Origin of the sequence: Mesorhizobium sp. M1403 (assembly GCF_040317695.1) — a bacterium.
Taxonomy (GTDB): domain Bacteria; phylum Pseudomonadota; class Alphaproteobacteria; order Rhizobiales; family Rhizobiaceae; genus Mesorhizobium.
The window spans coordinates 79,654-105,488 of record NZ_JAMYKY010000015.1 but is presented as its reverse complement, the minus strand read 5'-3'; the positions used below and the strand labels follow the sequence as shown (position 1 = coordinate 105,488).

Below are 25,835 nucleotides of genomic sequence, written 5' to 3'. Positions count from 1 at the left end.
GCCCCCCCTCAGTCATTAAGCATCGAGCTAATGCAGCAATCTGACTAGCCGTTTCGTTCTAAGGTCTGTTAAGCCTCCTCCAGCCAGAGGGTTCTGGCACGTTCTTTGGCGGTGGGATGATGACCTATAGGGCGCTCCAGATATGGTTATACGCGTCGCTGTCAGTGATGCTGTCGCTGTCAGTGATGCTATTGAGCAGTCGAGCTTGGCCGACTGAAAAAGAAGTTGTTCATGCGCAGGCCACCAAAGACGCAGCCGTTAACTATTTGCGATCGCTGCCGTATGATAGGAAAATCTATGTTTGGCCAACATGGCGTCGGCCCTACGAAGTTGTAGCTGATCGTCTGAACGTAAGCAGCTCGATCGAGCGATATAAAGTTCTCAGAGGCGATCTGAATGGTCTTTTCCCGGCCTTTGCCACGGCCCAAATTTCCATAATCGCTGCCGACGACGCGAACTGGCAAAAGGATATAGCGTCGGCCTTAACCAGTTCCCGCCTGCTGCCATCATACAAAGATGTCGTTGCAAAGGCGGAGGTCAGTTTAAACGGATGTACGGCTTATAAGTTTATAAGCAGAGACACTTGGGCGTCCGTAGGTGTCATTTTGGTAAACGAGCTCAACTTTCGCGACAGGGACACGGGAGCGCTTGACGGATGCGTCCATGCCGCACTTGATTACTTGCAAGGATTTCCAACGAAGGATGGATACTTCGACTACTTGACGCTTCCCGACGCGACAATCCGGGGCTTGGTGATTCAAGCGACCTATGAATGTGCTGCTGAAGGGGACGGAACCGCCGAGCCAAGAGAAAGAACTAGGGACGGTTTGACGCCACTTCCTTCGCTGGATTGCATCGTGGCGAAGGTGGCTGAATAAGGTCAGGCCACCGAGGAGGGGCAACTTTCTGGGCGGGCTGGTCGCCTCCGCTATCAAGCGCGACCAGGGGGTGAAGGAACTGGGGCCATCTGATCGAGGGCCATGGCGGCATGATGGACCGTGCCGACAGCCTGGTCTTCGCCGCCCCGGTGTTTTTTCATACCGTGCGGTATTTCTGGACTTGAGAGCGAGCTGCGGTCTCATTTTGCCGCGGCGAGCGGCTCTTTCTTGCGCGCCGGCGTCAGGCGGCGCATGCGGCGTTTGGCGGTGGCCTTCAGCGCCACCGGCGGAGCGCTGGACAACGCGCCGATCACCGCGCCGACCATGCCGTGTGCGACGAAATCGGCGTTGATCTCATTGGCCAATCTGGCGTCTGCCTCCTGGTTGTCGCTATCGGGCTCCGACCACAACACGATGCCCACCCGCAACCTTGGTTTGGCGCGTTTCAGCCGACGGACCAGGAACCGGCCATGCTTGACGGAATCGCGGTTCAAAAATCCGACGACGACGGTATCGACGGCGTCGAGTTCAAGGCGGCGAATGCTTCCCGGTTCCAGATCGGCGAAGCTCGCCCTCAACACCGTGGCGCCCTGGACTTCGAGCACCTGCGCCAGCATGGCGGCAGCGGCGTCGTCGAGTTCGCCGCGCCCTCCGGCGCACAGCACCGACATGCCCGTGCCATCCGGCAGTTCGGTGTCGTCCTCGTCCTCCCCCTGAATCTGCTTGTCCTCGCGTACGCCGTTGTCCTCGGCCGCGGCCGTATCGTCCGCTTCCGCCTCCTCGTGCGCGCTGTCGTCGAGGTTCGCCACCATCGTCAGCGCACTGCCGGCGACCTGCTGTCTTTGCTCATCGCTCAACACACCACGCACACGGTCCTGCTCGCCGAGCAGAAGTGCGGGAATCGCGACCTTGTCGTAGAACTCGACCAGATAGTTTTCCTCCAGCATCTCCTCGGCATGGTCTGTCGCTTCCTCGGGGTCGCCGGCCAGCAGCCGCTGGTAAAGCCGGGCGTGCGGTTCGAGCACGGGTTCGTTGCCGAACAGAACGTCGAGGAATTCGAACTGCGGCACATGGCGGCCGAGCACGACGAGGCAGACCGTCAGCGGCGTCGACAGAACCAGGCCCAATGGTCCCCAGAGCCAGGTCCAGAAGATCGCCGCAACGATGATGGCCAATGGCGACAGCCCGGTGCGCGAGCCGTAGAGCCAGGGTTCGATCACGTTGCCGGTGATCAGTTCCACGACCACGAAAAGCCCGGCGGTCCATAGCACGAGCGACCAGCCGGGCGCCACGGCCAGCGCCAGGAACAGAGGCAGCAGCGTCGCGATGACCGGGCCGATATAGGGAACGAAGCGCAGCGCCAGCGCCAGCAAACCCCACAGCAATGGATTGGGTATGCCCAGAACCCAAAGCCCGAACGTAATCGGTACTGCATAGACGATGTTCACGACCAATTGCATGAGCAGATATCGGCCGACCCGCTTGCCGGCATCCTGCAGCGCCTCGGTGGTTCGGTGCAGATCGCCGTAGCCGACGAGACGTATGAAACGATCGCGCAGGTCTTCCCGCTCGAGCAGCATGAATATGACGACCACGACGATCAGCCCGGCCGATGCCAGCGGGCTCAGCAGCGGGCCGATCAGATTCTGGAGAACCTCGAGCGGTCGTTCGCGCGCGACGATTTCGACCGGGATCGGCTCCCGCGGAGGCTGATCGGCGGCGGGTTGCGCGGGTTCCGGTCTGTCGAGTTCCTGGCCGACGCGTTCGATCACCCGGCTCAATCTGGAAACGATACCGCCGCCGACGCCGGTGTCCTTGAGAGACCGGACCTTGGTCAGGATATTCGCCTGGTAAAGCGGGATGTTCTGCGCCAGTTCACTAACCTGCGTGGCGACGATGAAGGAGAACAGCGCCAGCACCGTGAATGCGCCGAGCACGCTCGCGATCACGGCAGGAAGACGCGGAATGCCGGCGCGCTTGAGTGCCGACACCATCGGTACAAGCGCAAAGGTAAGCAGCAGGGCGATTGCGATCGGCAGAAAGACCTCGCGCCCGAAATAGAGCGCCGCGACGGCCGTCACGACCGACGCTACGCTGGGCAACGATGTGCGCGGAAGCGCCCTGGCAGCGGCAACAATACCCGCCCGCCGGGGCTCCGCTAGGTGCGCGCCGTTTCGACGATTTGCCGCCACTTTATACCTCCGCCCCGCCGTCGCCATGATCGGGCATATTGAGCCGGCGTGCAACTTCGCAGCGTCTCCCCCAACTGGACACCGATTGCCCTGGACCTTCATTGGCTTTGTCGGGCTTCAGATCGGCAGCGCGGCTATTCAGTCACGGTAGAATTTTTTGCATAAATGGCGTCAAGGGCAATCCTGTTCCATGTCTGCGCCAGAACGCGGAACTTTTGGGTCAAAACACCGTTCCTTCGTAGATCGCTGATGGACAACCTCAAAGCAGCAGCTCAGGAGGAATGATCATGAACATCAAGATGCTTTGCATGGGCGCGATGGCGCTTTCAATGATGACCGGCGCAGCGCTTGCCGCCGGTGCCACTGGCACTTCGGCGCTCGACGATCCGCAGAAAATGTCGCCGTTCTTTACCGATGCCGGCATGAAGACCATGAAGCCGGCAGCCGAATTCAAGACCGCATGGATGGCCATGTCCAAAGAGGACCAGGCGATGATGATGAAGGAATGCGGCGACGAGGCCATTGCCAAGGAGCATGACGATTTCTGCAAGATGACCAAGCAACTCGGCGGCGCCAACTAGGCACGTCGGTTCAGCACAATCGCAGTGGCGGGCAGAGATGCCCGCCATCTTCGTTTTGGGACCCTCGGTTCAGTCGGGCGCAAGCGTCAATCGCACTATTCGGCGTCAGCCGATCCTGACGACAAAGTGCTTGGTCACCGGCTCGATGATCTTCCACGTCCCCTTGAAATCGGCTTCCACCACGAAGGCATCGCCGGGGCCGACTTCGACAGGCGCGCCGCCATCCGGCGTGATGACGATACGGCCGGCTATCATGTGCACGAACTCATAGTCGCTGTAGGTCGCGTGATAGGTGCCCGGGCTCGCCTGCCAGGTTCCCGACATGACCTTGCCGTCCTCGGTAATGTGCTGGACGGCGGTCTTCATGGTCGGCTTGCCTTCGACCACGACCCACCCCGCGAGATCGCCGGTCTCGGCGTTCTCGACGGCGCCGAATTTGAGGATGGTCTTGTCTGTCATGGTCGGCTCCGTCTTGAATTGTGCCGGGATGGCTGCCGGTCAATAGCTGATGCACCTGACCCCGGCAACGCGGCTTGACCCGGCCGCTTGACCTCCCCGCCAACCGTGGGATAGGCCGGGGACTGGCCCAACCACCTCCGCACCGGAGCCCCGCGAAAGACCTGCCATGACGGACACGATCGTAAGAGACAGCAACGGCACGGCGCTGCACGAGGGCGACTCCGTGACCCTGATCAAGGATCTCAAGGTCAAAGGCACCTCGGAGACGATCAAGCGCGGCACGCTGGTGAAGAACATTCGCCTCACCGGCAATCCCGGCGAGATCGAATGCAGCACCAGGCAGGTAAAGGGCCTGGTGCTGAAGACCGAGTTTTTGAAAAAGGCGTGAGTGCCTCGGCACCCTTCGTTTCGCTTCAATATCAATCGCTCTCATGACTGAATCGCTCATGTGAGTGAATCGCCCACGCCAGAAGCTGGAGGAGCCGCGCCCTCCCCCTATGTTGCACTGCGTTAGATTTGTTGCATTGCAATATCGGCGCATCGGGTCGAGCCTCTGCGAGGTGGGCATTCCTTGCATGAGGTGATTGTGTCGGCATCATTTCGGCCTGACATCGAAGGGCTGCGCGCGCTGGCGGTGGCGGGTGTCATTGCCTTTCATTTTGGTCTCTCCGGTCTGCCCGGCGGCTTTGCCGGCGTCGACATCTTCTTCGTCATCTCCGGCTACCTGATTACAAAACACCTGGTTACGGAAATCACCGAAACCGGGCGGCTGAATCTCTGGCGCTTCTACGCCCGGCGCGCCCGGCGCCTGTTGCCGGCGGCACTGTTCGTCATCCTCGCCACGCTGTTCGCGGGTTATTTCATCCTGTCGCCGGAGGAACAGGCGCTCTATTCGAAAGGCGCCATGTTCGCCTCCGCCTACATGATCAACCTCTGGCTGATCCGCTGGTCGTTTGACTATTTCGCCGCCGACGCCACCAACAACCCTTTCATCCACTTCTGGTCGCTCTCGGTCGAGGAACAGTTCTACCTGGCATGGCCGGCGCTGCTTCTTGCCGCCGCATGGCTGCGCCCAGGCAAGCGCACCGCTATAATCGTCATCGGCGTCGCAGGCCTAGCCTCCTTCGCCGCCTGCGCCTGGCTGACCGAAGTGTCGCAGCCTTGGGCCTTTTACTTCTCGCCGCTCAGGGCCTGGGAATTCGCCGCCGGCGGCCTCGCCACCATGGCGCCAGCAAGGATCTGGCGCGACCGGCCGCTGCTGGCCACCCTCCAGGCATGCCTCGGGCTGGCGCTGATCGCGTGGGCCTATCTGATGCTGGACGAAGACTCGCCCTTTCCCGGGGTGAATGCGCTGGCGCCTGTCGCCGGCACCGTGCTGCTGCTGCTCAGCGGCAGCGGCCGCAACCTGCCAAGCGCCGTGCTGGCGCTGGCGCCCCTGCAATGGCTGGGCCGGCTTTCCTATTCGCTCTACCTCTGGCATTGGCCGGTCATCGTCTATGCGGCGATGATGGTTCCCAACCTGTCCACGCTTGACCGGCTTGCCTGCGCGGCGCTGACGCTGGTTCTGTCGATGTTCACCTATCATTTCATCGAGAACCCGATCCGCCGCAACGGCTGGCTGATGGCCGGAGCAGCGCGGGCGCTGGTGCCCGCCGTCGCCCTAACCGGCGCCGGCGTGGTCGCGGCCTACGGCAATGCGCGCTTTGCCGAGCACAATCTCAGCCCCGAACAGCACGTCATCGCCGACAGCGCCGCGCAGCTCTCCACCGTGCGCGCGAGCGACGGCGGCTGCGTGCTCGATTTCGAGACCGTCAAGCCGAAACCCTGCATGTTCGGCCGCAAGGACGCCCAGCGCTCGGTCGTGCTGTTCGGCGACTCGCATGCCGACCATTGGTCGACGCCGCTGATCAAGGCGGCCGAGAAGAACAACTTTCGCGTCGTCACCTTTCTCAAATCCTCCTGCCGGGCTTCGCGGGTGACGACCTGGAATTGGCGGCTGAAGCGCGACTACACCGAGTGCGACCAATGGCGCGAGCAGTCGGTCAAGGACATCATCGCGCTCCACCCGCAACTGGTGGTGATCTCAGAATTCTCGATCGGCAATGTGATCAAGGAATCGCCCGAGGAGTTGAAGCACGCCGATTGGCAAGAGCAGTGGCGGACGGGCCTGACCTGGACGCTTCAAGCGTTCAGCCAGGCCGGCATCAAGGTCGCGGTCATCAGGGACGTGCCCTATAACGCAAGCTACGCCGACAAATGCGTGGCGCGGGCGCTGTGGCGGGGACAGACGCCCGCGACATGCGATACGCCGAGGATCATGGCGGCAAATGACGACATCGCCACGATCGAGCGCGACATCGTGCGCTCGACACCCAACGCCAGCTATATCGACATGACCGACCGCTTCTGCGACCAGACCACCTGCCACGTCTTCATCGACGGCAAACTCGCCTTCCGCGACCGCCACCACCTGGCGACACCTTTTGCGGAGACGCTAGAACCGGCGGTGGAGCGGGCGCTGTTTTCGGATGTGATGGCAGCGGCTGTGAAGTAACGGCGCCGGCAGCCTTTCCCGCCGAAATCCTTCAGGCGGGCTTTGGTGCCACGTTGACCGACACGGCAACCATCCCTGGGTCAGCTAAGGATGAGACCCGCGAGGAAAACGGTAAGGATAAGCGACAGCGGAACTGCAAGAAGGCAGCACAGCTCGAAAGTATTGGCTCGCCAAGAAGTCATTGGTCGCTTTTCCATGTTGGCCTCCTCCCTCAACGGCCAGACCGGGACGGCAGTTCCGCTTAGATAGTGCTCATCCCCACCACTCATCATGCAATTGGCGCAACTCGTTCCGCTTCCTGGTCATCCATCGTGCACGCGCCAGATGTGTCGCCCACGCCCGGAAAGCCCTGTCTGGCTCCTGCTCCGGATCAATGTGCAGAACGATGCGGGCGACCTCGCGCCAATCGGTCCCTTCAGCCGACGCGTCGAGCAGCCGGATATAAGTAAGCATGCGATCTTCGTCATAACCGGTCGGCACTGAAGACGTCGGCGCTGCGTTCGCGATATGAGAGTTTGGCTGCTTTGGCATTGCGACCTACCAGCAATGGCGCACCGTAGCAGCCTATGAAGAAGCCGGCGCCCTTTGATCGGAGGATGCGGATCGAGATTCGCCTTGACGGTCGGCAAATGCGGGCCTCAGGCGGGAGTTCACCGCCCAGGAGGGCCACGCCTCATCACATCGCGATTGGGTCGATGCATTCCATGTATTTTAGTGGAACCTAATTTAGTTGGCGCAATTATGCATGCGTGAAAAAGCGTGAAATCCAGACTGTCACTGAAAGCTGGCTACCGCGAGATCAGTTGGCCGATGATCCAGTGATTGCCGTCGATTTGACCGAACGGATATTACAGGCGGCCGAAAACGACAGGATCGTCTGCGTCGTCGTGGCAACGGAGCAGCTGGAAACCGACAGCATCGCGAAAGCGGAACCTCAGGAGACCAGGATTGCCGCAAGTTTCGTCCGGGACTTTGAGGTGATGCTGCTTGTTCTTTATGCGGCCTACGCCCTCGCTGTGCTGGGCGCGACGGCTTTCGTTTTGCTGGAATTGGGCCATGTTCTGTAGGCAAACGTCGGCAACGCGGCGGGACTGGCGCCCGATTGTCGCTGCTTGACGAGAGGAGCGGTCACTCTGCGCCGGCGATCCCACCCTGGCGCAGCCAGCTGCATTTTCGCGCCAGCAGGCGCTAAACTTCGGGCTCGTTCATTCGTGACATCTTGCCAATCTATGGAACGAGGCTGCCCCTCACGGGTTTTTCTATTAGAGGGACGTTAAAGAAGGAGGTAGCTATGAAGAAGCTCCTGCTTGCCTCGGTGATCGCCATCGCCTCGGCGGCTTCCGTGATCGGCCCGGCGAATGCCGGCGGCAGTGTCACGATCGGCATCGGCAACGGCTATGACGACGATTATTATTATCGCCACCATCGGTATTCCGATTACGACGATGAGTACGTCCCCCGTTACCGCTATGACGTCTATGACGAGGACTACAGGCCACGCTACCGGTATCACCGGCGCTGCCACACGGAAGTCGTCAAGCACTGGCGTCATCACCACCGGGTTATCGAAAGAATCCGTGTCTGCCGTCGTTGACGGATCGATCCGGCCGGCAGTGCCGGCCGGATCGGTGGAGCTCCTCACCGCGGCTTGCGCATCAGCATCATGCCGTAGTGCACGGCCAAAATGTCGAGCCCGATCTTGAGTAGTTTCACCACCACGTCGCGCGGCTCGCCGGCCTGTTCGGCCAGGCTCTTCACCGTTGCGTCGGCACAGCAGACCTTTTGCACGATACCGGCGATCTCCCAATGGGCAAGCGCCCTGGTGGCCTCGGCATGGTCGCGGCCGGCGGACAGGATGTGGTCGGCGACACCGCTGCCGGTGCGGCCGCCGTCGACGCGCTCGGCCCAGGCCATCGGCTTGGCGCTTGCCTCCGACGAGTTGCGGAAATCCTGGCGGTAGCGCATGCCTGCATCGCGCTGCTGGCGCGACAACGAGGTGAGGCCGGTCAGCGGGTCGACATTGCGCACCCGCACGATGCCGCCGGTCGCGGTGTGGCCGTCATTGGAAACCTCATAGAGGCGCGCCGCCTCCTGCGTCCCCTTGGCCAGCCGCTTGCGGCCGAACCGGTCGTCCTGCAGCGCGAAATCATGGCCGATCTCCTTGCGGATGCGCACCTGCTCGGCCTCGCCCTTCGGCAATCGCGGCAGCCTGGCTTTGGTCTTTTGGACGGTTTTGTTGCTCATCGGCTCTGTCCTCCTGGTTTTCTGTCGTCGGGCTCTGGCGAATTTCCGTCATCCAGCGGGGCTCAAATCGCTTTGGCCGGCAGCGTGCGCAGGAAGCGCGCCGCATGATAGGCGCAGTAGCTTTTCGAAGGCCTTGTGCGCAGCCCGCAGCACAGCATGTCCAAACCGGGGCGGCTGCCGGGGGCGTCGTTTCCCGCATCCTCCTGCAGCGTCGTGTCGAGCGGCGCGCGGCAGCGGTCGAACAGGCAATCGATGAAGCGCATGGCGACGAAGTGTGGCTGGCGGCCGCCGGCGGCGATCGGGCGCGGCGCCGGCATTTCGAGCGGCTCGCCATCGGACCCCGTGATCCGAACCGGACCCGGCTGCCAGGCCGGCGGCGCCAGCCTGGCCGACAGCCTTGCCGGGCGGCAGTGGTGCTCGGCCGGTACTGCCCCTGCCTGGCCGGCGGGGTTCGACGGCTCTGGCGCCGATTTTCCATGCCGGCCGCCCGACCGTCCGCTACACCAGCCCTTGGATCTGGCAAGGCCGATGGCGTGCAGACGGGCGGTGCGGTGGACGATGCCGATGATCGCCGCGCGCGAGGCCGGGCGGCCGCGCTGCGCACTCAGCCGGGCGGCGATCTTCGCGGCCGACAGCCCACTCATCAGCCAGTTCTCGATTTGTTCCAATTCGGAGGGGGAATAGCGGGCGGCCATGACGTTTTATTCCCTGCAAAGGTGGTTGTGTGGCGCCGGCTTCGCCGGCCTCAGGCTCGAAAGCCGGTCAGCCCTCGCGTGGCCTGCTGCGATCGAGCTTCATCCCGGCCGCCTGCCTTGTTGCGCCGGAGACTGCCTTGCCCGCCCGCTTGTCGAAGGCGATGACCGTGCCGTCTTCGGTGCGGATGCAGGAAACTGCGGCATCCGCATTGCCGGCCGGCAGGCAATTCGTGGCCGGAGCCGTGAGGGGAACGGCTCCGGCCGTTCCGGCCGCTTGCGCTGCCGGATCCGAGGCGCGAGCCTCGGGCATCGTCCCGGCCGGGGAGGAGGACAGCCAGGACGAAGGCGAAAAGGTTGGCACATGACTGCCGCGGCCGCCTCCTTGGCGCTGAAGGGCGGATTCGAGGACCGAAAGCTGGCGGAGCGACTTGTGCATGGCCGTATAAGAGCATAACTCAATCCGTAATGCAAGTGATTCTTGCATAGACGAAACCGAATCTTGTGCCTCAGATGGAGCCATGGTGAAAACTGCACTGTCGATCAAGGTCGGGGCGGCGATCCGCCGGGCGCGCAAGCAGCGCGGCCTGGTGATGCGCCACATTGCCGAGCACAACGACACCGACGTCGCTGCCGTCGGCAATTGGGAAACCGGGCGCAACCTGCCCAAGACCGAGAACCTTTTGAAGACCGCCGCCTTCCTGCGCGTCGACCCGGTGGCGCTCGGCAAGGGCGAGGTCGTCTTCCTCGAAGATGCCGGGCCGGTTGCCGATGCCGAGATCGTCACCGATCTCGGCCCCCTGCCCGCCGGGCCGATGGACATCCAGCTTCTCGGCACCGCCGTCGGCGGCGACGATGGCGACTTCACCTTCAACGGCCAGCCGGCCGGCTATGTCCAGCGGCCGCCGGGGATCCGGCATCTGCGCAACGTGTTTGCGCTGCACGTGCTGAGCGATTCGATGGTGCCGCGCTACGAGCCCGGCGAGATGATCTATTGCGGCGGCCGCGAGGCCGTGCCCGGCGACCATGTGGTGATCGAGACGCTGCCCGAGGAGAACGAGCAAAACGGCAAGGCCTTCATCAAGAAGCTGGTCAAGCGCACCGCCGCCGAGCTGATCGTCGAGCAATACAATCCGCCGAAGACGCTGACCTTCAACCGCTACGCGATCAAGAACGTCTTCCGCGTCATCCCGCTCAAGGAACTGCTGGGGTATTGAGGCTTGTTGCCTTCTCCCCTTGTGGGAGAAGGTGGATCGGCGCACAGCGCCGAGCCGGATGAGGGGTGCTGGAAGGAACGCGGCGGAGGAAATGTAGAAGCGATTTTAAGCACTTACGCCATCAAGGTAGCGATCCGTCCAACACCCCTCATCCGACCGGGCTTCGCTCGGCCACCTTCTCCCACAAGGGGAGAAGGGAAGAGCAGCACGCCCTCCCCCCTCAAGCCCGCCTCGATTGCTCCAACTCTCGACCATTGAGCAGGCGCGCCTCGGCGCGGGCCCGCTGCCGGTCGTCGATGAAGGCGGCCTGGATCGAAACGGCGGCGCCCGGCAGTCCGTCGGCCCGGCAGGCCTTGCAGATCAGGCGCCCCGAAAGTGCTGATAGCGGTGTCTCCGGCATCACCCCATGCCGCTTGAGCTCGGCCGGCTTCCACCACCTGTTGCGGCCGCAATCGATGCACTCGACGGCAATCGAGACGACATCGGCGATCGTCGCTTCCTTGCCCGCTAATGCCATGGCCATCCCCATCGTTGTTCCTGCTTTGTTCACATCATTATCGGTTTTCGAGGCGGAGTCGAGTCGGTTCCGCTTACACCAACATGAAAGTTTCACTTGTTGACTTATTTGAGTTATGCTTATATTCTATACAAGCTGGAATCGGCGCAGCCGCGGCCGCTCCGTCCACCGAATGCAAGGGAGTGACGATGGACCTCGCCCGGTTCGCCCAGGCCTGCGGTTATGCCGGCGACAGCCCGGCCATGCTTGCCGCCTTCGCGGCCATCCGCCAGGACGGCATCCGCACGGCGCGCCAGGGGCATCGCCAGCGCAAGGCGGCGATCGACCGGATGAAGCCGAGCCGCGCTTTGTTCCTGGCGGCGATCCGCCCGGCGCAGTCGGCCAAGGAGGCGATCGAGGACGCCGCCCGCTTCCTGTCGATGTTCCGCAACATGCCGCACTGGCGACAGGAAAGGCGCAGCGCCGACCTCGCCCTCGCCAGGCAACAGCGCCTCTTCGCCCGCTTCTTCCGCCGCTACGGCTATCGCCTCTGGGCGTTGGAGGCCGCCTGAAGACGCGCGCCCCCCTTGCAGTCAAAACGGATATTGCGATCGCCAACACTGCGCCGTATGTCTCCGCGCGATGAGCGAGATCGAATTCCGTCGTGCCCAGGCGCCCGACCTGCCGGCGATCGTTGCAATGCTTGCCGACGATGCGCTCGGCGCAGACCGGGAAGACCCGTCCACGCCGCTCGCGCCATCCTATCTCGATGCCTTCAGCGCGATCGATGCCGATCCCAACCAGTTGCTGGCCGTGGCCGTCGAGGCCGGGCAATTGGTCGGAACGCTGCAACTCAGCTTCCTTCCAGGCATTTCGAGGAAAGGCGCCTGGCGCGGCCAGATCGAAGGCGTTCGCGTCGCCCGGCAATGGCGCTCTCGCGGCGTCGGCAAGCTGATGATCGAATGGGCGATTGAAGCGTGCCGTTCGCGCGGCTGCAGCCTCATTCAGCTCACCACGGACAACAGTCGACGGGAAGCGCACACCTTCTACGAGCGCCTCGGTTTCACCGCCAGCCATCTCGGCTACAAGATGGGATTGTAGGTCAGCATTTCATCGCATTCGGCGCCGACTGGTCTTTCTTCGCCGGCCCACTCTGGACGGAGCATTGACAAGCCGGCCTTTCGCCCTGCTCCATCCCATCGATGATTTACGACCGAACCTGGCTTGAAAAAACCTTTCGTGCAAAGCCCCGGCAGAAGTTCCTGTTCTTCTGGGGCCATCAGCCGTCCAAGGACGGCCGCATAACCACGTCGTGCTTCAGCCAGTGGTGGCATGCGCCCTTTACCGTCGATGGCCTGAGCTATCCGACGGCGGAACACTGGATGATGGCCGAGAAGGCCCGCCTGTTCGGTGATGCTCAGGCGGCAACGCAAATCCTCAAGGCGACGAGCCCCAAGCAGGCAAAGCAGCTTGGCCGGCAGGTGGCCGGCTTCGATGGAGCCAAATGGGATGCCGACAAATATCGCATCGTCACCGAAGGGAGCCTTCAGAAGTTCCGCCAGAACGCGGCGCTGCGCGAATATCTGCTGTCGACGCATGATCAGGTGCTGGTCGAGGCGAGCCCCGTCGACCGGGTGTGGGGCATCGGCCTTGCGGCGGATGACGAGAGGGCGGTGAACCCGCTGCTGTGGCGCGGCGAGAACCTGTTGGGATTCGCGCTGATGCAGGCCCGCGATCGGCTGCGCGGCTGAACATTGCCGTCCGCCCGTCATCGGCGGCAGCCTTCGCCCTGCTTGACAATCCGCCCACAATGTTCTCTTTATGTTCTCATCACAACTCGAGATGATGCGGCGTTTGAACCGCCGCGGGCGAACGGGCCGGATGGAAGCCAACATCCTCCACGCGGATCTGGATGCCTTCTATGCCTCGGTCGAACAACTGCTCGACCCGGCCTTGCGCGGCAAGCCGATTGCCGTCGGCGGCGGGGTAGTGCTCGCCGCATCCTATGAAGCCAAGGCGTTCGGCGTGCGCGGCGGCATGCCGGGACGGCGGGCGCGGGAACTCTGCCCGCAACTCATTTTCGTCGGCGGCCATTTCAAGGACTATCAGCGGCTGGGCGATGCAGCGATCAAGGTGCTGGGCGATTTCACGCCGGTGGTCGAGCGAATTTCCATCGACGAGGCCTTTGCCGACGTCGCCGGCTGCACCCACCTGTTCGGCTCGCCGGCCGAGATCGCCGGCAAGATCCGCCACCGCGTGCGGGCAGAGCTCGGCCTGCCGATCTCGGTCGGCGTAGCCCGCACCAAGCATCTGGCCAAGATCGCCTCACAGGTCGCAAAACCCGACGGGCTGGTGGTGGTCGATCCGCGCCACGAGCTGGAGTTCCTGCACCACCTGCCGGTCGAGCTGATGTGGGGTGTCGGCCCGGTCACCAGGGAGCGGCTGGCCGGCATCGGCGTCAACACCATCGGCGAGCTGGCGAAGACCAACGATGGCGCGCTGGAGCGCCTGCTCGGGCCGGCGGCGGGAGAAAAACTCAACGCGCTGGCGTGGAACCGCGATCCGCGCAAGCTGGAGACGCAGCGCCGGGCGCGCTCGGCCGGCGCGCAATCGGCGCTCGGCCGAAAACCGGCCGAGGAGCAGGTCTTCGTGCCTGCGCTGCTGCATCTGGCCGATAGGGTCGCCACAAGATTGCGGGCGAAATCCCGCCCCGGCCGCACGGTGACGGTTCGCGTCCGCTTTGCCGACCTGCGCTCGGTGACGCGCTCGATCACGCTCGACCAGCCGATATCGGCAACCGCCATGCTGGCCGAGATCGCCGAGGCGCTGGTGCGCAAGGTGCTCATCGACCATCCGCACGAAAAGACAATCTCGCTGCTGGCGATCGCTGTCTCGCATCTGGAGCAGCATGCCGGCCTGCAACTGGAACTGCCGCTCGGGCTCGCCGACGACCGCCGCCGCCCCGGCACCAGGAAGGGCGCGGCGCGCTGGACCGCAGATCGCGCCGTCGACAAGATCCGCGACCGCTTCGGCTGGGAGGCGGTCGGCTACGCCTCGGTCGCGCTCGGACTGTCGCGGTCCGTTCCCGACGCGTTTCGCGAGCTCGCCGAAAAGGAATTGTGAGCTGCGCGGCCGGGGCGAAAAAAGATTATCCGGCAGGAGCCAGGGGCGATACGGCCGGCCCGTTCAAAGCCGTGCCATCGACGGCAAAATGCGAGCCGTGGCAGGGGCAGTCCCAGCAGCGTTCCAGCGAGTTCCAATGGACATGGCAGCCGACATGGGTACATGCGGCCGAGCGTTTGTAGAGCGTGCCGTCCTCGTCGCGAAAGGCCGCGACTTTGGTAAGACCTTCGCGGACGATGGCGCCCTGCCCCGGCCGCAGCTTGTCGGCGGAATCGATTTCACCAGGCGCGACATACTCGGCAAAACTCCTGATCGCTGTCGCATTCTCCGCTAGATAATCGGCGATCGCCCGTACCGTCTTGCGAGAGGGTTCGTAAAGTTCCCGCCAGGGGCTTTCCCCCTTCAGAATCAGGTCCGAAATCAACAGGCCTGCCACGACCCCATGGGTGATGCCCTGGCCGGAATCGCCGGTAGCAACGAAGACTCGCCGATCACCGGGATTGCGGCCGATGAACCCGGCATAGTCGACCGTCTCCATCACCTGCCCGGACCATCGATTGGCTTCCGCGCCGACATCGGGCACCAATTTTTTGATCCAGGCCGCCAGGGCCGTGAAGCGGTGGTCGGCGTCGTCGGCCTGCCCTGTCTTATGGTCTTCACCACCGACGATCAGAAAGTCGGTCTTGCCTTCGCCAGGCTGCAGACGGACGTAGTGATAGGGGTCCAGCGTGTCCCAATAGAGTGCATCCGGCAAAACGTCGCGCGCGATCTCGAACGACATCGCGTAGGTCCGATAGGGCGCTTGCTTGGTATGGAGCGCGACCCGATCGTTGATCGGCGAGTTGGTGGCGACAACGGCCGATTTGGCAGACACGGCAAAGCCCGAGACCGTGCTTACGCGCACGCCGCTGTCGGTCTCCTCAACCTTGTCGACGATGGTCTCCGCATAAAGCGCGCCGCCGTGCGCGCGGATGCCGGCAGCCAGCCCGCGGAGATATTTGAGCGGGTGGAATGTCGCCTGATTGGCGTAGCGAAGGATCGGTGCATCCGAAAAGCCTGCAAACGGCACGCCTGCGGTTTTCTCGACGCCGACACCGATCTTCAGAGCGGCGTCCAGTTCGCGCTCGATGACGGATTCCTTCCTGCCCGACGCCGGAAACAGAAAACCGTCGAGGCGGCGGAAATCACACGCGATACCCTCCGCCTCCAGGATCGATTGGATACGGTCAATAGCGGCCGACTGGCTTTGATAGTAAATCCGCGCCAGTTCCTCGCCGCGCAATTTGATCAGTTCCGAAAAATAGTCATCGCAGATCGATGACAGGTGCGCGGTGGTGCGGGCCGTCATGCCGCTTCCGATCCGGCCGCGATCGAGCACCGCCACCTTTTGCCCGGCGATGGCCAGTTCGTAGGCGACCGACAGTCCGACAATGCCAGATCCGACGACCACGACATCGACCTGTTCACTCCGCTCGAGCGGAACCGCATCAGGCGCGACTTCGGTTCTCGCCCAAACGGATACAGTCCTTTCGTCGCCGACATTCATGGCGGAGCCCTTCATACCCGACATTCGGATAAACGGACGCCAGGATTCAAAGTTCCTCGACGCCTGAATGCCTGCGTAAGCTTGACGTCACCGCCGGTCCGCCCCGACGCGTTGTGAGCCGGCCGGGCTGGGGCGGTGCGATGCACTTTGCGTGGCCGTCACACCAAAAGCGTTGCGGTGCCCCAGGCGATCAGGGCGATGCCGGCTGCCCGGCCGACCCACTGGCCGGCAGGAAACGCCTTTTCAACCAGCACCAGAATGGCGAGCCCGGCAACCCACACCAGGTTCATGATGCCACCCACGAACAATAACGCCATCAGCATCCAGCAGCATCCGACACAGAACGCCCCGTGCAGCGCGCCCAAACGCAGCGCGCCAAGTGTGTGGGGACGCCAGTGGCGGGAAAGGAACGCCGTCGGCTTCCTGCAATGCGACAGGCAGGCGTTCTTGAGCGGCGAGAGCTGATACAGGCCCGCGGCGATCAGGACGATGCCTGAAAGCCAGCGGCTCTGCGAACTCATCGTCGCCGCGGTAACGAATGCCTCGCGTTCGAGCAGCCAATGCAACGCAGCTGCCGCGACGGAGAACCCCAGCCAGACCAGGAGATAGCCTGCCATGAATACGCCGGTGGGCGCGAGCTTGTCCTGGATCTGGCCCTGTGCGAGCGCATGGCGATGCACGCGCGCATAGAGCAGGATAGTCGGCGCCGCACTCGGGGACATCATCGCAACCATCATGACCCACCACATCGCAATCATCAGCGCCCAGATCGCGGCCCCCCAAACCCGCGGTTCGGTCGCCACGGCCATCGCGCTCATGTCCATCCCGCTCATGTCCATGCCAGACATATCCATGCCAGACATATCGGAGGTCATGTCGGCGGTTTGCTGGTGGGGGAATAGCGCGACCCTCGTCATCTCCCACGCATTCATGCCGAGCCCTGCACCGGCGACGATATAAAGCCAGCCCAGCAGGCACAGCGCCGCCACGCCCGCAATCGTGATGACGCGGTCGCGTCTGAGCAGCCGTTCCAGTGGCGACCCACCGTCCATGCGGCGCGTCAGGCTCGCACCACCCCGTGATTGTTGAGATGCAGCCGGGCGAACTGGCCGTAACTGTCCTTCATATTCACCTGAACCGGCCCGCTGGTTGTGCTTGAAGCGCTGCCGATCTCGGCGACCGCATATTCGAAGCCGTTCGGCAACACGATCTGAGCGCGCGAGTCCGCGCCCGTCACCTTGTTGCGAATCGGTTCGCCGACCGTTTCGATGTAGTCCTTGACGAAGATGCGGCCCCTGCGGCCGTCGATATCGAGGTCGAGATCGATCTTGGTGAAAACCGGATCATTCATTTTTGTCACGGTTGAGGCGTAAACGGCGAACATCGTTGCGAACGGGTCGGTGTCCTGGCCGGTCATGATGCGCAGCAGCGCGTCACGCTGCCGGTCGGTTGCGCTCTCGTCGACGAAAGCGATGGCTTCACCGTGGCCTTCGTGGATGGCGCCAGGCCATTTGAAGATCGCCGCGATCCGGAGGCCGTCGAGGGCGGTCTCGCCATGATGACCTTCATCGATCTGGATGCCCGCCACCGCATGGCAGTGGCCCTTGTCGGGCAGCGCATTGAATTGACAGTTGCAGCCATATTCGCAGGTGCAATTGACGAGTTCCCGTCCCTTGATTTCCCAAGACGTCATGCTGTCCTCCCTGATGCGAAGTATTAGACCATCATCATACACCTGCGCCGGCCGTGCCGCCATCCTGTGGCGCCAAGAGTGATCGCGACAAGAGGCGGCAGGCCAATGCGGTTTCTTGTCGAATTTGGGTGAACATACCCCCCGGAGATGGCGGGCGATATCGGAACGGCAGACGTGGGTCGAAACAAGCGTTTCCGAGCGCAACCCGCCAAGGTTCGGAAATGACCCCAGAAGGGGCGTTCGGCAGCGATCCGAGCAGCAAGGATTTGGCAGGACCGGAAATCGGCATGGAATGCCGCAATCATCATCATGTCCCGTCCAAGTTGTGGACACTTCCTTCTCAAAGGCGCACTCTTGGCATGCGAAACGCGAGCCAGAGTTTCGTCCAACGCTTCACATGCCTGACTTGCGTCGGTGATTGTCTGACCTATCCGGATACTTCCGGATGGGCAGACCTCACATTGTGTCGCCTATCCGTGATCAGGCTACGGCCTAAGGCACGTTGCAGCCCGTTCCGGATCAACTGGGAGGTAAACAACATGCCTGATTTTCAGCGCAGAGAACTTCTTGTTCAAGGAAGCGCGGCTCTTGCCGCAATTGCTGCTCTCTATACCTCGCGTCGGGCTTACGCTTTTCCAACACGGCCGAGCGAGGAAGTGATTCGGTGGCTGGATCAGCCGGCCGAAAATCCCGATCCGGTAGGTATCCAGAAGCAGCTTGTCTGGGAGGATTTGGACAGCTGGATAACGCCAAACGACAAGTTCTTCAGCATCTCGCATTTCAACCGACCAACGATCGACGAGAAGACATGGTCGATGGAGATCGGAGGCCTGGTCAAGAAGCCCTTGGAGTTAACGCTCGCCGACATCAGGGCGCGACCGCGGCAGGAGGTCGTTTTCACAGTGGAGTGCTCGGGCAATCACGGGTTTCCCTTTTTCACCGGCGGCATCGGCAATGCCCGTTGGGCAGGGACGCCGCTCGCCCCGATCCTCGAGGAAGCCGGTGTTCTGGAGAAGGGCATCGAGGTCGTCTTTTTCGGTACCGACACAGGCGAGATCCCGATACGCGACGTAAAAATGAAGCAGAACTTCGCTCGTAGCATGTCGCTCGCCGACGCGATGAACCCCGACAATCTCCTCTGCTATGAAATGAATGGAGCCGCCTTGCCGGCGGCCAATGGCTTCCCGGTACGGCTCATTGCTCCAGGCTGGTACGGGATCGCCAACGTCAAGTGGCTAAAACGCATCGAGGTTCGCGATACGCGGTTCATGAGCCTTCTGATGGCCCGTGACTATGTCACCATCCGGGAGGAGGACCATAACGGCCAGACCGTATGGGCCGAGACTTCGGTCGGGCGAGCGCTGATAAAGTCCGCGCCCGCGAAGGTTACCCGGAAAGATTCAGATTACTCCATCATTGGAGCAGCCTGGGGGGCGCCGATCGAACGGGTCGAAGTGCAAATCGATCAGGGGCCTTGGGCACCAGCGACCATTGACCACAGTGAGGAGGCAGAACACGCCTGGAAAATTTGGTCCCTGGATTGGGCAAATCCCTCTCCTGGAGAACACACGGTGACCTCGCGCGCGGTCAGCACCACGGGACAAATTCAACCGGCGATGGACGATCCCTTGATTGCCAAGAAACACACATACTGGGAAAGCAATGGCCAGGTGACGCGCCGCGTGCGTATCGGCTAGCGCATTTTGCAGCCAAATGGAATCATTTGGCGTCCGCATAAATGCGGCAAAACAGATAGTTAGAGCGGGTTACCGGTTCCAGAGAACCGGAACCAGTCTAAGAACTTGCTGCCGTGTGACAATTTGCGTTTGGGTCACCCAGGAGGAGGCTGCCTGATCCGAAAGCTGGCACCGCTCTGTATCGAGCATGACGGGTGTAGGCCGTAGATCCTCTTCGCGACGATACCGGTCCCCGAAATCGGGGGCGGAGCCCTTCAGCTTAGTGATCGAGGCGATGGCAGACTTGTCCGGTGGCGCAACCTTGGCCATGTCGCCTTCGCGCGCCATTTCCGCACCATTTCCAGCCTTCTGCTCACCTCTCCACGGCCCTGATTTCCGCATCGACCAGGCACCACGGCGCATAGCGGAAGTCGCGGATCTGGATGACCTCCTCGCCCGCCCATTCAACCAGCACGAAGCCGCGCACGGCGCCGTCGGCCGCCTGCGGGTCGCGGATGAGGATCGCCGGCCTGCCGTCGACGAAGCCGAGCGACAATGTCCAGTCGCTGATACGATCGTAATTGCCGAAATAGGTCGACGCCTGGGCCTTGCCGCGCAGGCGGACGCGGTTGACGACATCGAGCCGGACGTCCTCTGCGATCAGTGCCCTGACCGCGTCGAAGTCGCGCGCGTTGAACAGGTCGACATAGCGCCGCAGCCGGCGCTCGTCATCGGCGTCGAGCCTCGGCGCGAGCGCCTGCTCGGGCTGCAGCGCCAGCAGCTTGAGCTGCGCCCGCCCGCGATGCAGCGCGGCCTTGGTGGCGGCGAGCGTCGCGCCGGTCACTTCGCAGGTCTCGTGCAGGCTGAGGCCGAGCACGTCGACCAGGATCACGGCACTGCGCTGCGGCACCGAAAGCTGCATGAAGGCGCGCAGGCCGGTCTGGGCGGCGAGCCGGCTGTCGGCGCTGCCGGAGGGATCCTCGATGACGCTCATGTCGGCCTCGGTCATGCGCGACCTTTCCCGATTGCGCCGCCGCAGATGATCCTGCGCGGCATTGTGGGCGATGCGAAACAGCCATTGCTCCGGCCGCTCGACCATCGCACCGCCGTCGATCGCCTGCAGCGCGTTGATCAGCACCTCCTGGACGATGTCCTCGCCGTCGATCACCGAGCCGGCCATGCGCGCGCAGTAGCGATGCAGCCTTGGCCGCAACCCGACGAGCATCGCCTCCAACGTCGCCCTGTTCATTTTCGGCGTAGCATCCCGTTTCTGCGCGAGCGGCATGGCAGGCGCTATCCCGCCTTCTGACCCGCCAGCATACGGTAATTGCCGATGACTTTGACAGGCGATCGCATTGCCGGGGTCGAACGGCGTTCGGCGTGGTTTTCCGCAAATGCCTTGAAGGCGGCAAGCCCGGTCAGCGCCGACGAATCGCCGTCCTGGCCGACGATGTGGACGAACGAGCCGTCGTCCAGCTCGAGCACGAGATAGCGCACCGTCGGCGGTGCCGCCTCGCCCAGTGCTTCGAACACTTTTTCGACCAGCGCGCGGTTATCTTCCAGGTCGGCTTGGTTCACACCGTATCGAATGAGCGCGTAGTCCATCGTCGTCTCCTGACTGGTTGGTATGAACGAAGGACGACCGGCTGCGCTGAAAAGATTCTCCTTGTGGAAGAATCTTTTCGGTTGCCCGCATCGTCTTTCCCGCGTGGGCGGCTGCGCGGCAGCCATCAAGCAGGAGAGACGACCATGCATATCCAGTTTGCCGAGCTTCCGGTGTTCGACCAGGACCGCGCCAAGGCGTTCTACACCAGGCATCTCGCCTGTCAGGTGCTGGCCGACCAGAAGATGGGCGACGGCGGCTGGCGCTGGATCGAGCTGGCATTTCCGCATGCCGTGACGAACCTGCATTTCATCAGGCGCGCCGACGACGCCCCCGGCGCGGAGCCCGTATTGGTGCTGGTCGACGAAAATGTCGGAGCAATGAGCGCGGCGTTGAAGGCGGGCGGCGTCGAAATCATCACCGAACCGCATGATGCGCCGTGGCAGCCGGGGCGCACGGTGGCGGAGTTTCGCGACAGCGAAGGCAACCGCATGGTCCTCGCCAGCCGATAAGCCACCGGAGCCCTCTGTCCGGCGGGGCATCGTACCTAAGTCCTACCTTCGGCCCGACCATCGGCCGTGCTTCCTTCGTGTTATTATTTCGTGACCGCTGCGCGCCGGAACCTTCCCTTGCATCGGGCGTTCGGGCGCTGTATTCGCGATGCCTCATATTTAGGCAGGCGGAGGAAATGCGAATAACGGCGGGTGGCAAAACAAACATGGGCCGGGGAGGAGCATCTTACCATGTCGAACCGTAAAATCGGAATGTCCCCCAGTTTGGGGCTGCGCGTCGCTGACCTCAAATCCAGAATGCAAAGTGCCCAGATTACCGAGCACGAAATCAAGACGTTTCAAAAGGTTGCCGCCATTATGGGCGGCGCCAAAGGCTCACTGCGCCTCGATGCGGACGATCTGATTGCCGCATCCTTCCTTGTCGATCCCGTGGAAGATCTCCCGCTCTCCAGTTGACGGCGCTGAACGCGGGTCGAAATCCTATCGGGTTTGAACCTGCGATTGCCGCCAGCGGAGCATCCGCCAGCCCAGGCCGCATGCGAGGATGACGTTGGCCAGCGCCAGACCAGAAAGCGCGGCCAACGTCCCATGCGGGCCGAAGCGCTCCAGCAGCAATGCGCCGGCCGAGGGTGCCGCCGCCTGGGCGATCAGGCTCGGCATGGCGAGGCGGCCCATCAGCTTCGCGTAGCCGTTCGAGCCGAACAGCGCGAGCGGCAACGTCCCCCGCGCGATGGATTCCAGGCCGATGCCCGCGCCATAGAAGCCGAGCGCCAGCGGGATGATTGGCATGCCGGCCCAGAGCGCCGAAACGCCGATCGCCACAAACGTAACCGAGGCGAACTTGGTCAGGATCGGATGGTGGTAGCGCGCGATGGTCATCTCGATCGCGCGCGCCGCCACCTGGGACGGGCCGACCAGCGCGCCGAGCCCGACGGCCGCGGCCAGCGCCATGCCGCTGCCTTGCAGGATGGTGAGCAGATGCACCGACACCGTCGAGGAGATCACCGCCGCAAGCGTAAGGGTGGCGGCCAGAACGATGATGATCGACGGATCGGGATTGCCTTCGCCGGCCGGCGTCACCTCTTTCAATCCTGGCCCGACCGGCAATCCTGGCCCGACTGCCGGTTGCGGCGCCTCGCGGGGCAGGATCACGAGATAGAGCGGAAGCGCAATCACCAGCTGAAAGACAGCGTAGGCCAGGCAGGTGCCGCGCCAGCCGACCTCCCCAAGAAGCCAGGCCGAAATCGGCCAGCAGATCGTACTGGCAAAACCGCCGAACAGCGTCAGCGTGGTAATGGCGGAGCGCGCGCCGTGGCCGTAGTGGCGCCCAAGCGTCGCGAAAGCGGCATCGTAGAGCCCAGCCCCCATGCCCAGTCCGATGACCAGCCAGGCTGCGATATAGGCCGCAAGATTAGGGGCGAGAGCCAGCCCGATCTGGCCGAGCCCGATGCATGCGGCGCTGAACGCCAGAACGCTGCGGCCGCCATGCCGCTCGATCGACGACCCGACGCGCGGCGAGATCAATCCTGCCGTGAGCAAGCCGAGAGACAGGCCGCCGACAACCCATGCCAGCGGCCAGCCGGTATCGGAGGAGACCGCCGGCGCAATGACCGCTGGAAGATAGTAGGAAGATCCCCACGCCATGATCTGCGTCAGGCCAAGCGCGGTGATGATTGCGCCGCGGCTGCGCAGGATGGTGGGCGAAGGCGCCAGAAGGCTCATGCCGCGACGCCGCAGCCACAGCCGCTTTTGCCGATCGCCTTTGCTTCGGCATCGGCGACACAGCAGGCATCCACCGCTACCGGCGCCGGACCGCCGCAGCAGCCCGTGTCGGCAATGCCGATCCGCGGCACGGTGCAGACGCCGGTCTCCGGCAGCACGAGCTGGACATTGTCGGCGGCCACCATGTCGCCGGCGATCGCCGCGGCGACGGAGCGGACCTGCTCATACCCGGTCAGCAGCAGGAAGGTCGGTGCGCGGCCATAGCTCTTGATGCCGACCGTATAGAACCCATGCTCGGGATGGCTGAGCTCGCGATGGCCGTGCGGCGGCACGTCGCCGCAGGAATGCTCGTTGGGATCGATCAACGGTCCCAGTGCCTTGACGCTTTCCAGCCACGGATCGAGCTCAAGCCGAAGCTCGCGGGTCAGCGACAGATCGGGGCGCTGTCCGGTCGCGGCGATGATGCGGTCGACCGGGCCAATCCGCTGCAAGCCGTCCTTGGTCTGGCCTTCGACGACCAGCCGTCCGTCGGCATCGCGGATCGAAACAGCCGCAAAGCCCGTCACCAGTCTGAGGCCGCCGCTCTCGGCGAGTTCGCGCACTTCGGCGCCGAGTTCGCCGCGTGCCGGCAATTGGTCGGCATCGCCGCCGCCATAGATGCGCACCAGGTCGGTGCCGCGCGTTGTCCAGATGAAGGCCGTGCCGGGCTCCATATCCGCCAGCCTGGCGAGATCCAGCAAGGCGTTGGCGGCTGAATGGCCGGAGCCGGCGACCAGCGTCGTCTTGCCGGCATAAAGGCGGCGGTCGCGGCCGAGGATGTCGGGAATGCCGTAGGCGATGCGGTCGGCAAATTGCGCTTCGCCTACGGCATGAATTCCGCCGGCGCCGAGCGGGTTCGGCATCTGCCAGGTTCCCGAAGCATCGATGACGGCGCGGGCGCTGTCGCGCCGCGTGCCACTGGCGGTTTCGATCACCAGCATGAACGGCCGGTTTTCGCGTTCCTTGCTCAGCACCTTGTCGGCGCCCCAGCGCGAGACGCCGACGACCCGGGCGCCGGTTTCGATCGACGGCGACAATTGCGGAAGCTTTGCAAGCGGCTCGAGGTAATCCGCGACGAGGTCGCTTGCGGTCGGGAATGCCTCGGGCTCCGGCATCAGCCAGCCATGCGCCTCGAGCAGGCTTCTAGACGCCTTATCGACGCAATAGCGCCAAGGCGTGAACACCCGGACATGGCCCCAATCCCTGAGGTTGGATGCAACCCTATTGCCGGCTTCGTAGACTTTGACAGGAATACCTTGCGCGATGAGGTGGACCGCTGCCGCCAGGCCGACCGGCCCGGCGCCGATCACCGCGACGGGGAGTTTTTCGATCATTTCCATACCTTCCATCCATCCGGTAATTTCGAATTATACTGCCAAAAAAAATCACGCTGGCGTCTTGGCCGTCGCTTCCGCCGATGCCGGCGCACAGGTGGCGTCGGCGCAGCATTCGTCTGCGAGGTATCCGATGAGCCCATTCATGGCGGGATAGTTGGCCCGGCAGATCAGCGTCGTCGCCTGCCGCTCCTGTGTCACCAGGCCGGTGTCGACCAGCCGCTTGAGGTGATGCGACAGCGTCGAGGCAGCGATGCCGAGCCTGTCCTGGATGCGCCCGACCGGCAGGCCTTCATCGCCCGCCCGCACAAGCGTCCGATAGAGCTGCAACCGCGTCGGGCTGCCGAGGGCTTCCAGTTGCAAGGCTGCTTTTTCGAGTTTCATGGAAACACCTTAGCTCCGAGAACCCACGACGTCAACGCTTATTTCGAACATTCTCGAATAACCGGACAATCGCCGTCTCGTTTGCGCCAACCGCCCGCCTCAAATCGACCGCTGATTTACCCGTCTGGCAAGCTCTTCCGCGCTTTCGACGCGTTCGGAATATCGGTTGGTGAGATAGGCCGACCGGTCGCGCAGAAGAAGCGTGAATTTCATCAGCTCCTCCATCACGTCGACGATGCGGTTGTAGTAGGGCGAGGGCTTCATGCGGCCGGCCGCATCGAATTCGTTGAATGCCTTTGCCACCGACGATTGGTTGGGGATCGTAAACATGCGCATCCAGCGGCCCAGGATACGCAGTTGGTTGACGGCATTGAAGCTTTGTGAGCCGCCGGAAACCTGCATGACGGCAAGCGTCCGGCCGTGGGTGGGACGCACCGAGCCCAACGACAATGGCAGCCAGTCGATCTGCGATTTCATGATACCGGTCATCGAACCGTGACGTTCGGGCGAACACCAGACTTGGCCTTCAGACCAGAGCGACAGCTCACGCAGCTCTTTCACCTTGGGGTGATCGGCGGGCGTCGAATCCGGCAGCGGCAAACCGGCAGGGTTGAAGATGCGGACTTCAGCGCCAAGCCAGGTCAAGATACGTGCGGCTTCCTCAGTGGCCATGCGGGAGTAGGAACGCTCGCGCAAGGAGCCGTAGAGCATCAAGATCCGAGGCTTATGGGCCGAGGCGGCCACATCGAACAGCGCAGAGGCATCGATCGCCGGGAGTTGCTCCATATCAATGTTTGGTAGGGACACTGCATGATCGACTGGTTTCATGGCTTCAAATCTTTCTTATTTCGAGTTTCATCGAAATAGATAGACGCGGTTCGCCGCGGCAT

30 protein-coding genes and 1 pseudogene are annotated in these 25,835 nt (G+C 62.9%); 15 read left to right on the top strand and 16 right to left on the bottom strand.

Features of this window, described 5'->3' with window-relative positions; translation table 11 throughout:
• Positions 1-119: 119 nt before the first annotated feature.
• Together NKH01_RS22535 and NKH01_RS22530 are read left to right on the top strand one after the other, a co-directional pair.
• On the top strand, positions 120-878 hold the full coding sequence (locus tag NKH01_RS22535) for a hypothetical protein (RefSeq protein WP_353022478.1): 759 nt from the start codon (positions 120-122) through the stop codon (positions 876-878).
• A gap of 25 nt (positions 879-903) precedes the next feature.
• A pseudogene (locus NKH01_RS22530) lies at positions 904-1,063 on the top strand (phosphatidate cytidylyltransferase); the annotation flags it as partial.
• A gap of 15 nt (positions 1,064-1,078) precedes the next feature.
• On the opposite strand, the gene NKH01_RS22525 reads toward NKH01_RS22530, so the two are convergent.
• Positions 1,079-3,070 (bottom strand): AI-2E family transporter, encoded by a 1,992-nt coding sequence (locus NKH01_RS22525; protein ID WP_353022476.1) that lies wholly within the window; start codon positions 3,068-3,070, stop codon positions 1,079-1,081.
• 287 nt (positions 3,071-3,357) lie between these two features.
• Here NKH01_RS22525 and NKH01_RS22520 point away from each other — a divergent pair, with 287 nt between their 5' ends.
• On the top strand, positions 3,358-3,651 hold the full coding sequence (locus tag NKH01_RS22520) for a hypothetical protein (protein WP_352481646.1): 294 nt from the start codon (positions 3,358-3,360) through the stop codon (positions 3,649-3,651).
• A gap of 105 nt (positions 3,652-3,756) precedes the next feature.
• Here the strand turns inward: NKH01_RS22520 and NKH01_RS22515 are convergent, their stop codons facing one another.
• Positions 3,757-4,110: a cupin domain-containing protein gene (locus NKH01_RS22515; protein ID WP_353009453.1), complete on the bottom strand. Its 354-nt coding sequence runs from the start codon at positions 4,108-4,110 to the stop codon at positions 3,757-3,759.
• A 166-nt stretch (positions 4,111-4,276) separates the two neighbouring features.
• Between NKH01_RS22515 and NKH01_RS22510 the strand changes: the two genes are divergently transcribed.
• Positions 4,277-4,498: an alkylphosphonate utilization protein gene (locus NKH01_RS22510; protein WP_352640940.1), complete on the top strand. Its 222-nt coding sequence runs from the start codon at positions 4,277-4,279 to the stop codon at positions 4,496-4,498.
• A 198-nt stretch (positions 4,499-4,696) separates the two neighbouring features.
• Positions 4,697-6,664, top strand: a complete 1,968-nt coding sequence (locus tag NKH01_RS22505; RefSeq protein WP_352481648.1) for an acyltransferase family protein — start codon at positions 4,697-4,699, stop codon at positions 6,662-6,664.
• Positions 6,665-6,916: 252 nt separating this feature from the next.
• Here the strand turns inward: NKH01_RS22505 and NKH01_RS22500 are convergent, their stop codons facing one another.
• Positions 6,917-7,195: a hypothetical protein gene (locus NKH01_RS22500; protein WP_352457314.1), complete on the bottom strand. Its 279-nt coding sequence runs from the start codon at positions 7,193-7,195 to the stop codon at positions 6,917-6,919.
• A gap of 218 nt (positions 7,196-7,413) precedes the next feature.
• Between NKH01_RS22500 and NKH01_RS22495 the strand changes: the two genes are divergently transcribed.
• Both NKH01_RS22495 and NKH01_RS22490 read left to right on the top strand, forming a co-directional pair.
• On the top strand, positions 7,414-7,731 hold the full coding sequence (locus tag NKH01_RS22495; protein WP_353022473.1) for a hypothetical protein: 318 nt from the start codon (positions 7,414-7,416) through the stop codon (positions 7,729-7,731).
• A gap of 224 nt (positions 7,732-7,955) precedes the next feature.
• On the top strand, positions 7,956-8,258 hold the full coding sequence (locus tag NKH01_RS22490) for a hypothetical protein (protein WP_352457316.1): 303 nt from the start codon (positions 7,956-7,958) through the stop codon (positions 8,256-8,258).
• A gap of 44 nt (positions 8,259-8,302) precedes the next feature.
• Here the strand turns inward: NKH01_RS22490 and NKH01_RS22485 are convergent, their stop codons facing one another.
• The 3 genes from NKH01_RS22485 to NKH01_RS22475 form a co-directional block, all read right to left on the bottom strand.
• Positions 8,303-8,908, bottom strand: a complete 606-nt coding sequence (locus NKH01_RS22485) for a DUF6456 domain-containing protein (protein ID WP_353022471.1) — start codon at positions 8,906-8,908, stop codon at positions 8,303-8,305.
• A 62-nt stretch (positions 8,909-8,970) separates the two neighbouring features.
• Positions 8,971-9,603: a GcrA cell cycle regulator gene (locus NKH01_RS22480; protein WP_353022469.1), complete on the bottom strand. Its 633-nt coding sequence runs from the start codon at positions 9,601-9,603 to the stop codon at positions 8,971-8,973.
• A gap of 67 nt (positions 9,604-9,670) precedes the next feature.
• On the bottom strand, positions 9,671-9,913 hold the full coding sequence (locus tag NKH01_RS22475; protein WP_353022467.1) for a hypothetical protein: 243 nt from the start codon (positions 9,911-9,913) through the stop codon (positions 9,671-9,673).
• A 208-nt stretch (positions 9,914-10,121) separates the two neighbouring features.
• Between NKH01_RS22475 and NKH01_RS22470 the strand changes: the two genes are divergently transcribed.
• Positions 10,122-10,817, top strand: a complete 696-nt coding sequence (locus NKH01_RS22470; RefSeq protein WP_353022465.1) for an XRE family transcriptional regulator — start codon at positions 10,122-10,124, stop codon at positions 10,815-10,817.
• Between the two features lie 220 nt (positions 10,818-11,037).
• Here the strand turns inward: NKH01_RS22470 and NKH01_RS22465 are convergent, their stop codons facing one another.
• A complete protein-coding gene (locus NKH01_RS22465; RefSeq protein WP_353022463.1) occupies positions 11,038-11,334 on the bottom strand; it encodes a hypothetical protein in 297 nt (98 codons plus the stop codon).
• A 188-nt stretch (positions 11,335-11,522) separates the two neighbouring features.
• Here NKH01_RS22465 and NKH01_RS22460 point away from each other — a divergent pair, with 188 nt between their 5' ends.
• The 4 genes from NKH01_RS22460 (at position 11,523) to dinB (ending at position 14,436) form a co-directional block, all read left to right on the top strand.
• Positions 11,523-11,885, top strand: a complete 363-nt coding sequence (locus tag NKH01_RS22460) for a hypothetical protein (protein ID WP_353022461.1) — start codon at positions 11,523-11,525, stop codon at positions 11,883-11,885.
• 70 nt (positions 11,886-11,955) lie between these two features.
• A complete protein-coding gene (locus tag NKH01_RS22455; RefSeq protein ID WP_353022459.1) occupies positions 11,956-12,414 on the top strand; it encodes a GNAT family N-acetyltransferase in 459 nt (152 codons plus the stop codon).
• A gap of 101 nt (positions 12,415-12,515) precedes the next feature.
• On the top strand, positions 12,516-13,064 hold the full coding sequence (gene ybiA, locus NKH01_RS22450) for a riboflavin biosynthesis intermediates N-glycosidase (protein ID WP_353022457.1): 549 nt from the start codon (positions 12,516-12,518) through the stop codon (positions 13,062-13,064).
• 130 nt (positions 13,065-13,194) lie between these two features.
• Positions 13,195-14,436 (top strand): DNA polymerase IV, encoded by a 1,242-nt coding sequence (dinB, locus tag NKH01_RS22445; protein ID WP_352494403.1) that lies wholly within the window; start codon positions 13,195-13,197, stop codon positions 14,434-14,436.
• A 25-nt stretch (positions 14,437-14,461) separates the two neighbouring features.
• On the opposite strand, the gene NKH01_RS22440 is transcribed toward dinB, so the two are convergent.
• From NKH01_RS22440 to NKH01_RS22430, 3 genes are all read right to left on the bottom strand, one after another.
• Positions 14,462-15,982, bottom strand: a complete 1,521-nt coding sequence (locus NKH01_RS22440; protein ID WP_353022541.1) for an FAD-dependent oxidoreductase — start codon at positions 15,980-15,982, stop codon at positions 14,462-14,464.
• Positions 15,983-16,140: 158 nt separating this feature from the next.
• Positions 16,141-17,034 carry a DUF2182 domain-containing protein gene (locus tag NKH01_RS22435; RefSeq protein ID WP_353022455.1) on the bottom strand — a complete coding sequence of 298 codons (894 nt, stop codon included), beginning with the start codon at positions 17,032-17,034 and terminating at the stop codon, positions 16,141-16,143.
• An 8-nt stretch (positions 17,035-17,042) separates the two neighbouring features.
• Positions 17,043-17,675: a DUF1326 domain-containing protein gene (locus NKH01_RS22430; RefSeq protein WP_353022453.1), complete on the bottom strand. Its 633-nt coding sequence runs from the start codon at positions 17,673-17,675 to the stop codon at positions 17,043-17,045.
• A 539-nt stretch (positions 17,676-18,214) separates the two neighbouring features.
• Here NKH01_RS22430 and NKH01_RS22425 point away from each other — a divergent pair.
• Positions 18,215-19,372: a sulfite oxidase gene (locus NKH01_RS22425; RefSeq protein ID WP_353022451.1), complete on the top strand. Its 1,158-nt coding sequence runs from the start codon at positions 18,215-18,217 to the stop codon at positions 19,370-19,372.
• 352 nt (positions 19,373-19,724) lie between these two features.
• Here NKH01_RS22425 and NKH01_RS22420 read toward each other — a convergent pair whose 3' ends face one another.
• Together NKH01_RS22420 and NKH01_RS22415 are read right to left on the bottom strand one after the other, a co-directional pair.
• The gene (locus NKH01_RS22420) at positions 19,725-20,600 is read right to left on the bottom strand and encodes a sigma-70 family RNA polymerase sigma factor (RefSeq protein WP_353022449.1); all 876 of its coding nucleotides are present in this window, start codon (positions 20,598-20,600) and stop codon (positions 19,725-19,727) included.
• Between the two features lie 44 nt (positions 20,601-20,644).
• Positions 20,645-20,956, bottom strand: a complete 312-nt coding sequence (locus NKH01_RS22415; protein ID WP_352481658.1) for a hypothetical protein — start codon at positions 20,954-20,956, stop codon at positions 20,645-20,647.
• Between the two features lie 144 nt (positions 20,957-21,100).
• Here NKH01_RS22415 and NKH01_RS22410 point away from each other — a divergent pair, with 144 nt between their 5' ends.
• Both NKH01_RS22410 and NKH01_RS22405 read left to right on the top strand, forming a co-directional pair.
• Positions 21,101-21,466 (top strand): VOC family protein, encoded by a 366-nt coding sequence (locus NKH01_RS22410; RefSeq protein ID WP_352481659.1) that lies wholly within the window; start codon positions 21,101-21,103, stop codon positions 21,464-21,466.
• A gap of 231 nt (positions 21,467-21,697) precedes the next feature.
• Positions 21,698-21,922 (top strand): hypothetical protein, encoded by a 225-nt coding sequence (locus NKH01_RS22405; protein WP_352481660.1) that lies wholly within the window; start codon positions 21,698-21,700, stop codon positions 21,920-21,922.
• 24 nt (positions 21,923-21,946) lie between these two features.
• On the opposite strand, the gene NKH01_RS22400 is transcribed toward NKH01_RS22405, so the two are convergent.
• The 4 genes from NKH01_RS22400 to arsH form a co-directional block, all read right to left on the bottom strand.
• Positions 21,947-23,188 carry an MFS transporter gene (locus NKH01_RS22400; protein WP_352844611.1) on the bottom strand — a complete coding sequence of 414 codons (1,242 nt, stop codon included), beginning with the start codon at positions 23,186-23,188 and terminating at the stop codon, positions 21,947-21,949.
• Complete coding sequence (locus NKH01_RS22395) at positions 23,185-24,561, bottom strand: FAD-dependent oxidoreductase (RefSeq protein WP_353022446.1); 1,377 nt, start codon at positions 24,559-24,561, stop codon at positions 23,185-23,187. The genes NKH01_RS22400 and NKH01_RS22395 overlap by 4 nt, the downstream gene beginning before the upstream one ends.
• 51 nt (positions 24,562-24,612) lie before the next feature.
• The gene (locus tag NKH01_RS22390) at positions 24,613-24,945 is read right to left on the bottom strand and encodes an ArsR/SmtB family transcription factor (RefSeq protein WP_353022444.1); all 333 of its coding nucleotides are present in this window, start codon (positions 24,943-24,945) and stop codon (positions 24,613-24,615) included.
• 99 nt (positions 24,946-25,044) lie between these two features.
• Positions 25,045-25,773 carry an arsenical resistance protein ArsH gene (gene arsH / locus NKH01_RS22385; RefSeq protein WP_353022442.1) on the bottom strand — a complete coding sequence of 243 codons (729 nt, stop codon included), beginning with the start codon at positions 25,771-25,773 and terminating at the stop codon, positions 25,045-25,047.
• Positions 25,774-25,835 lie beyond the last annotated feature (62 nt).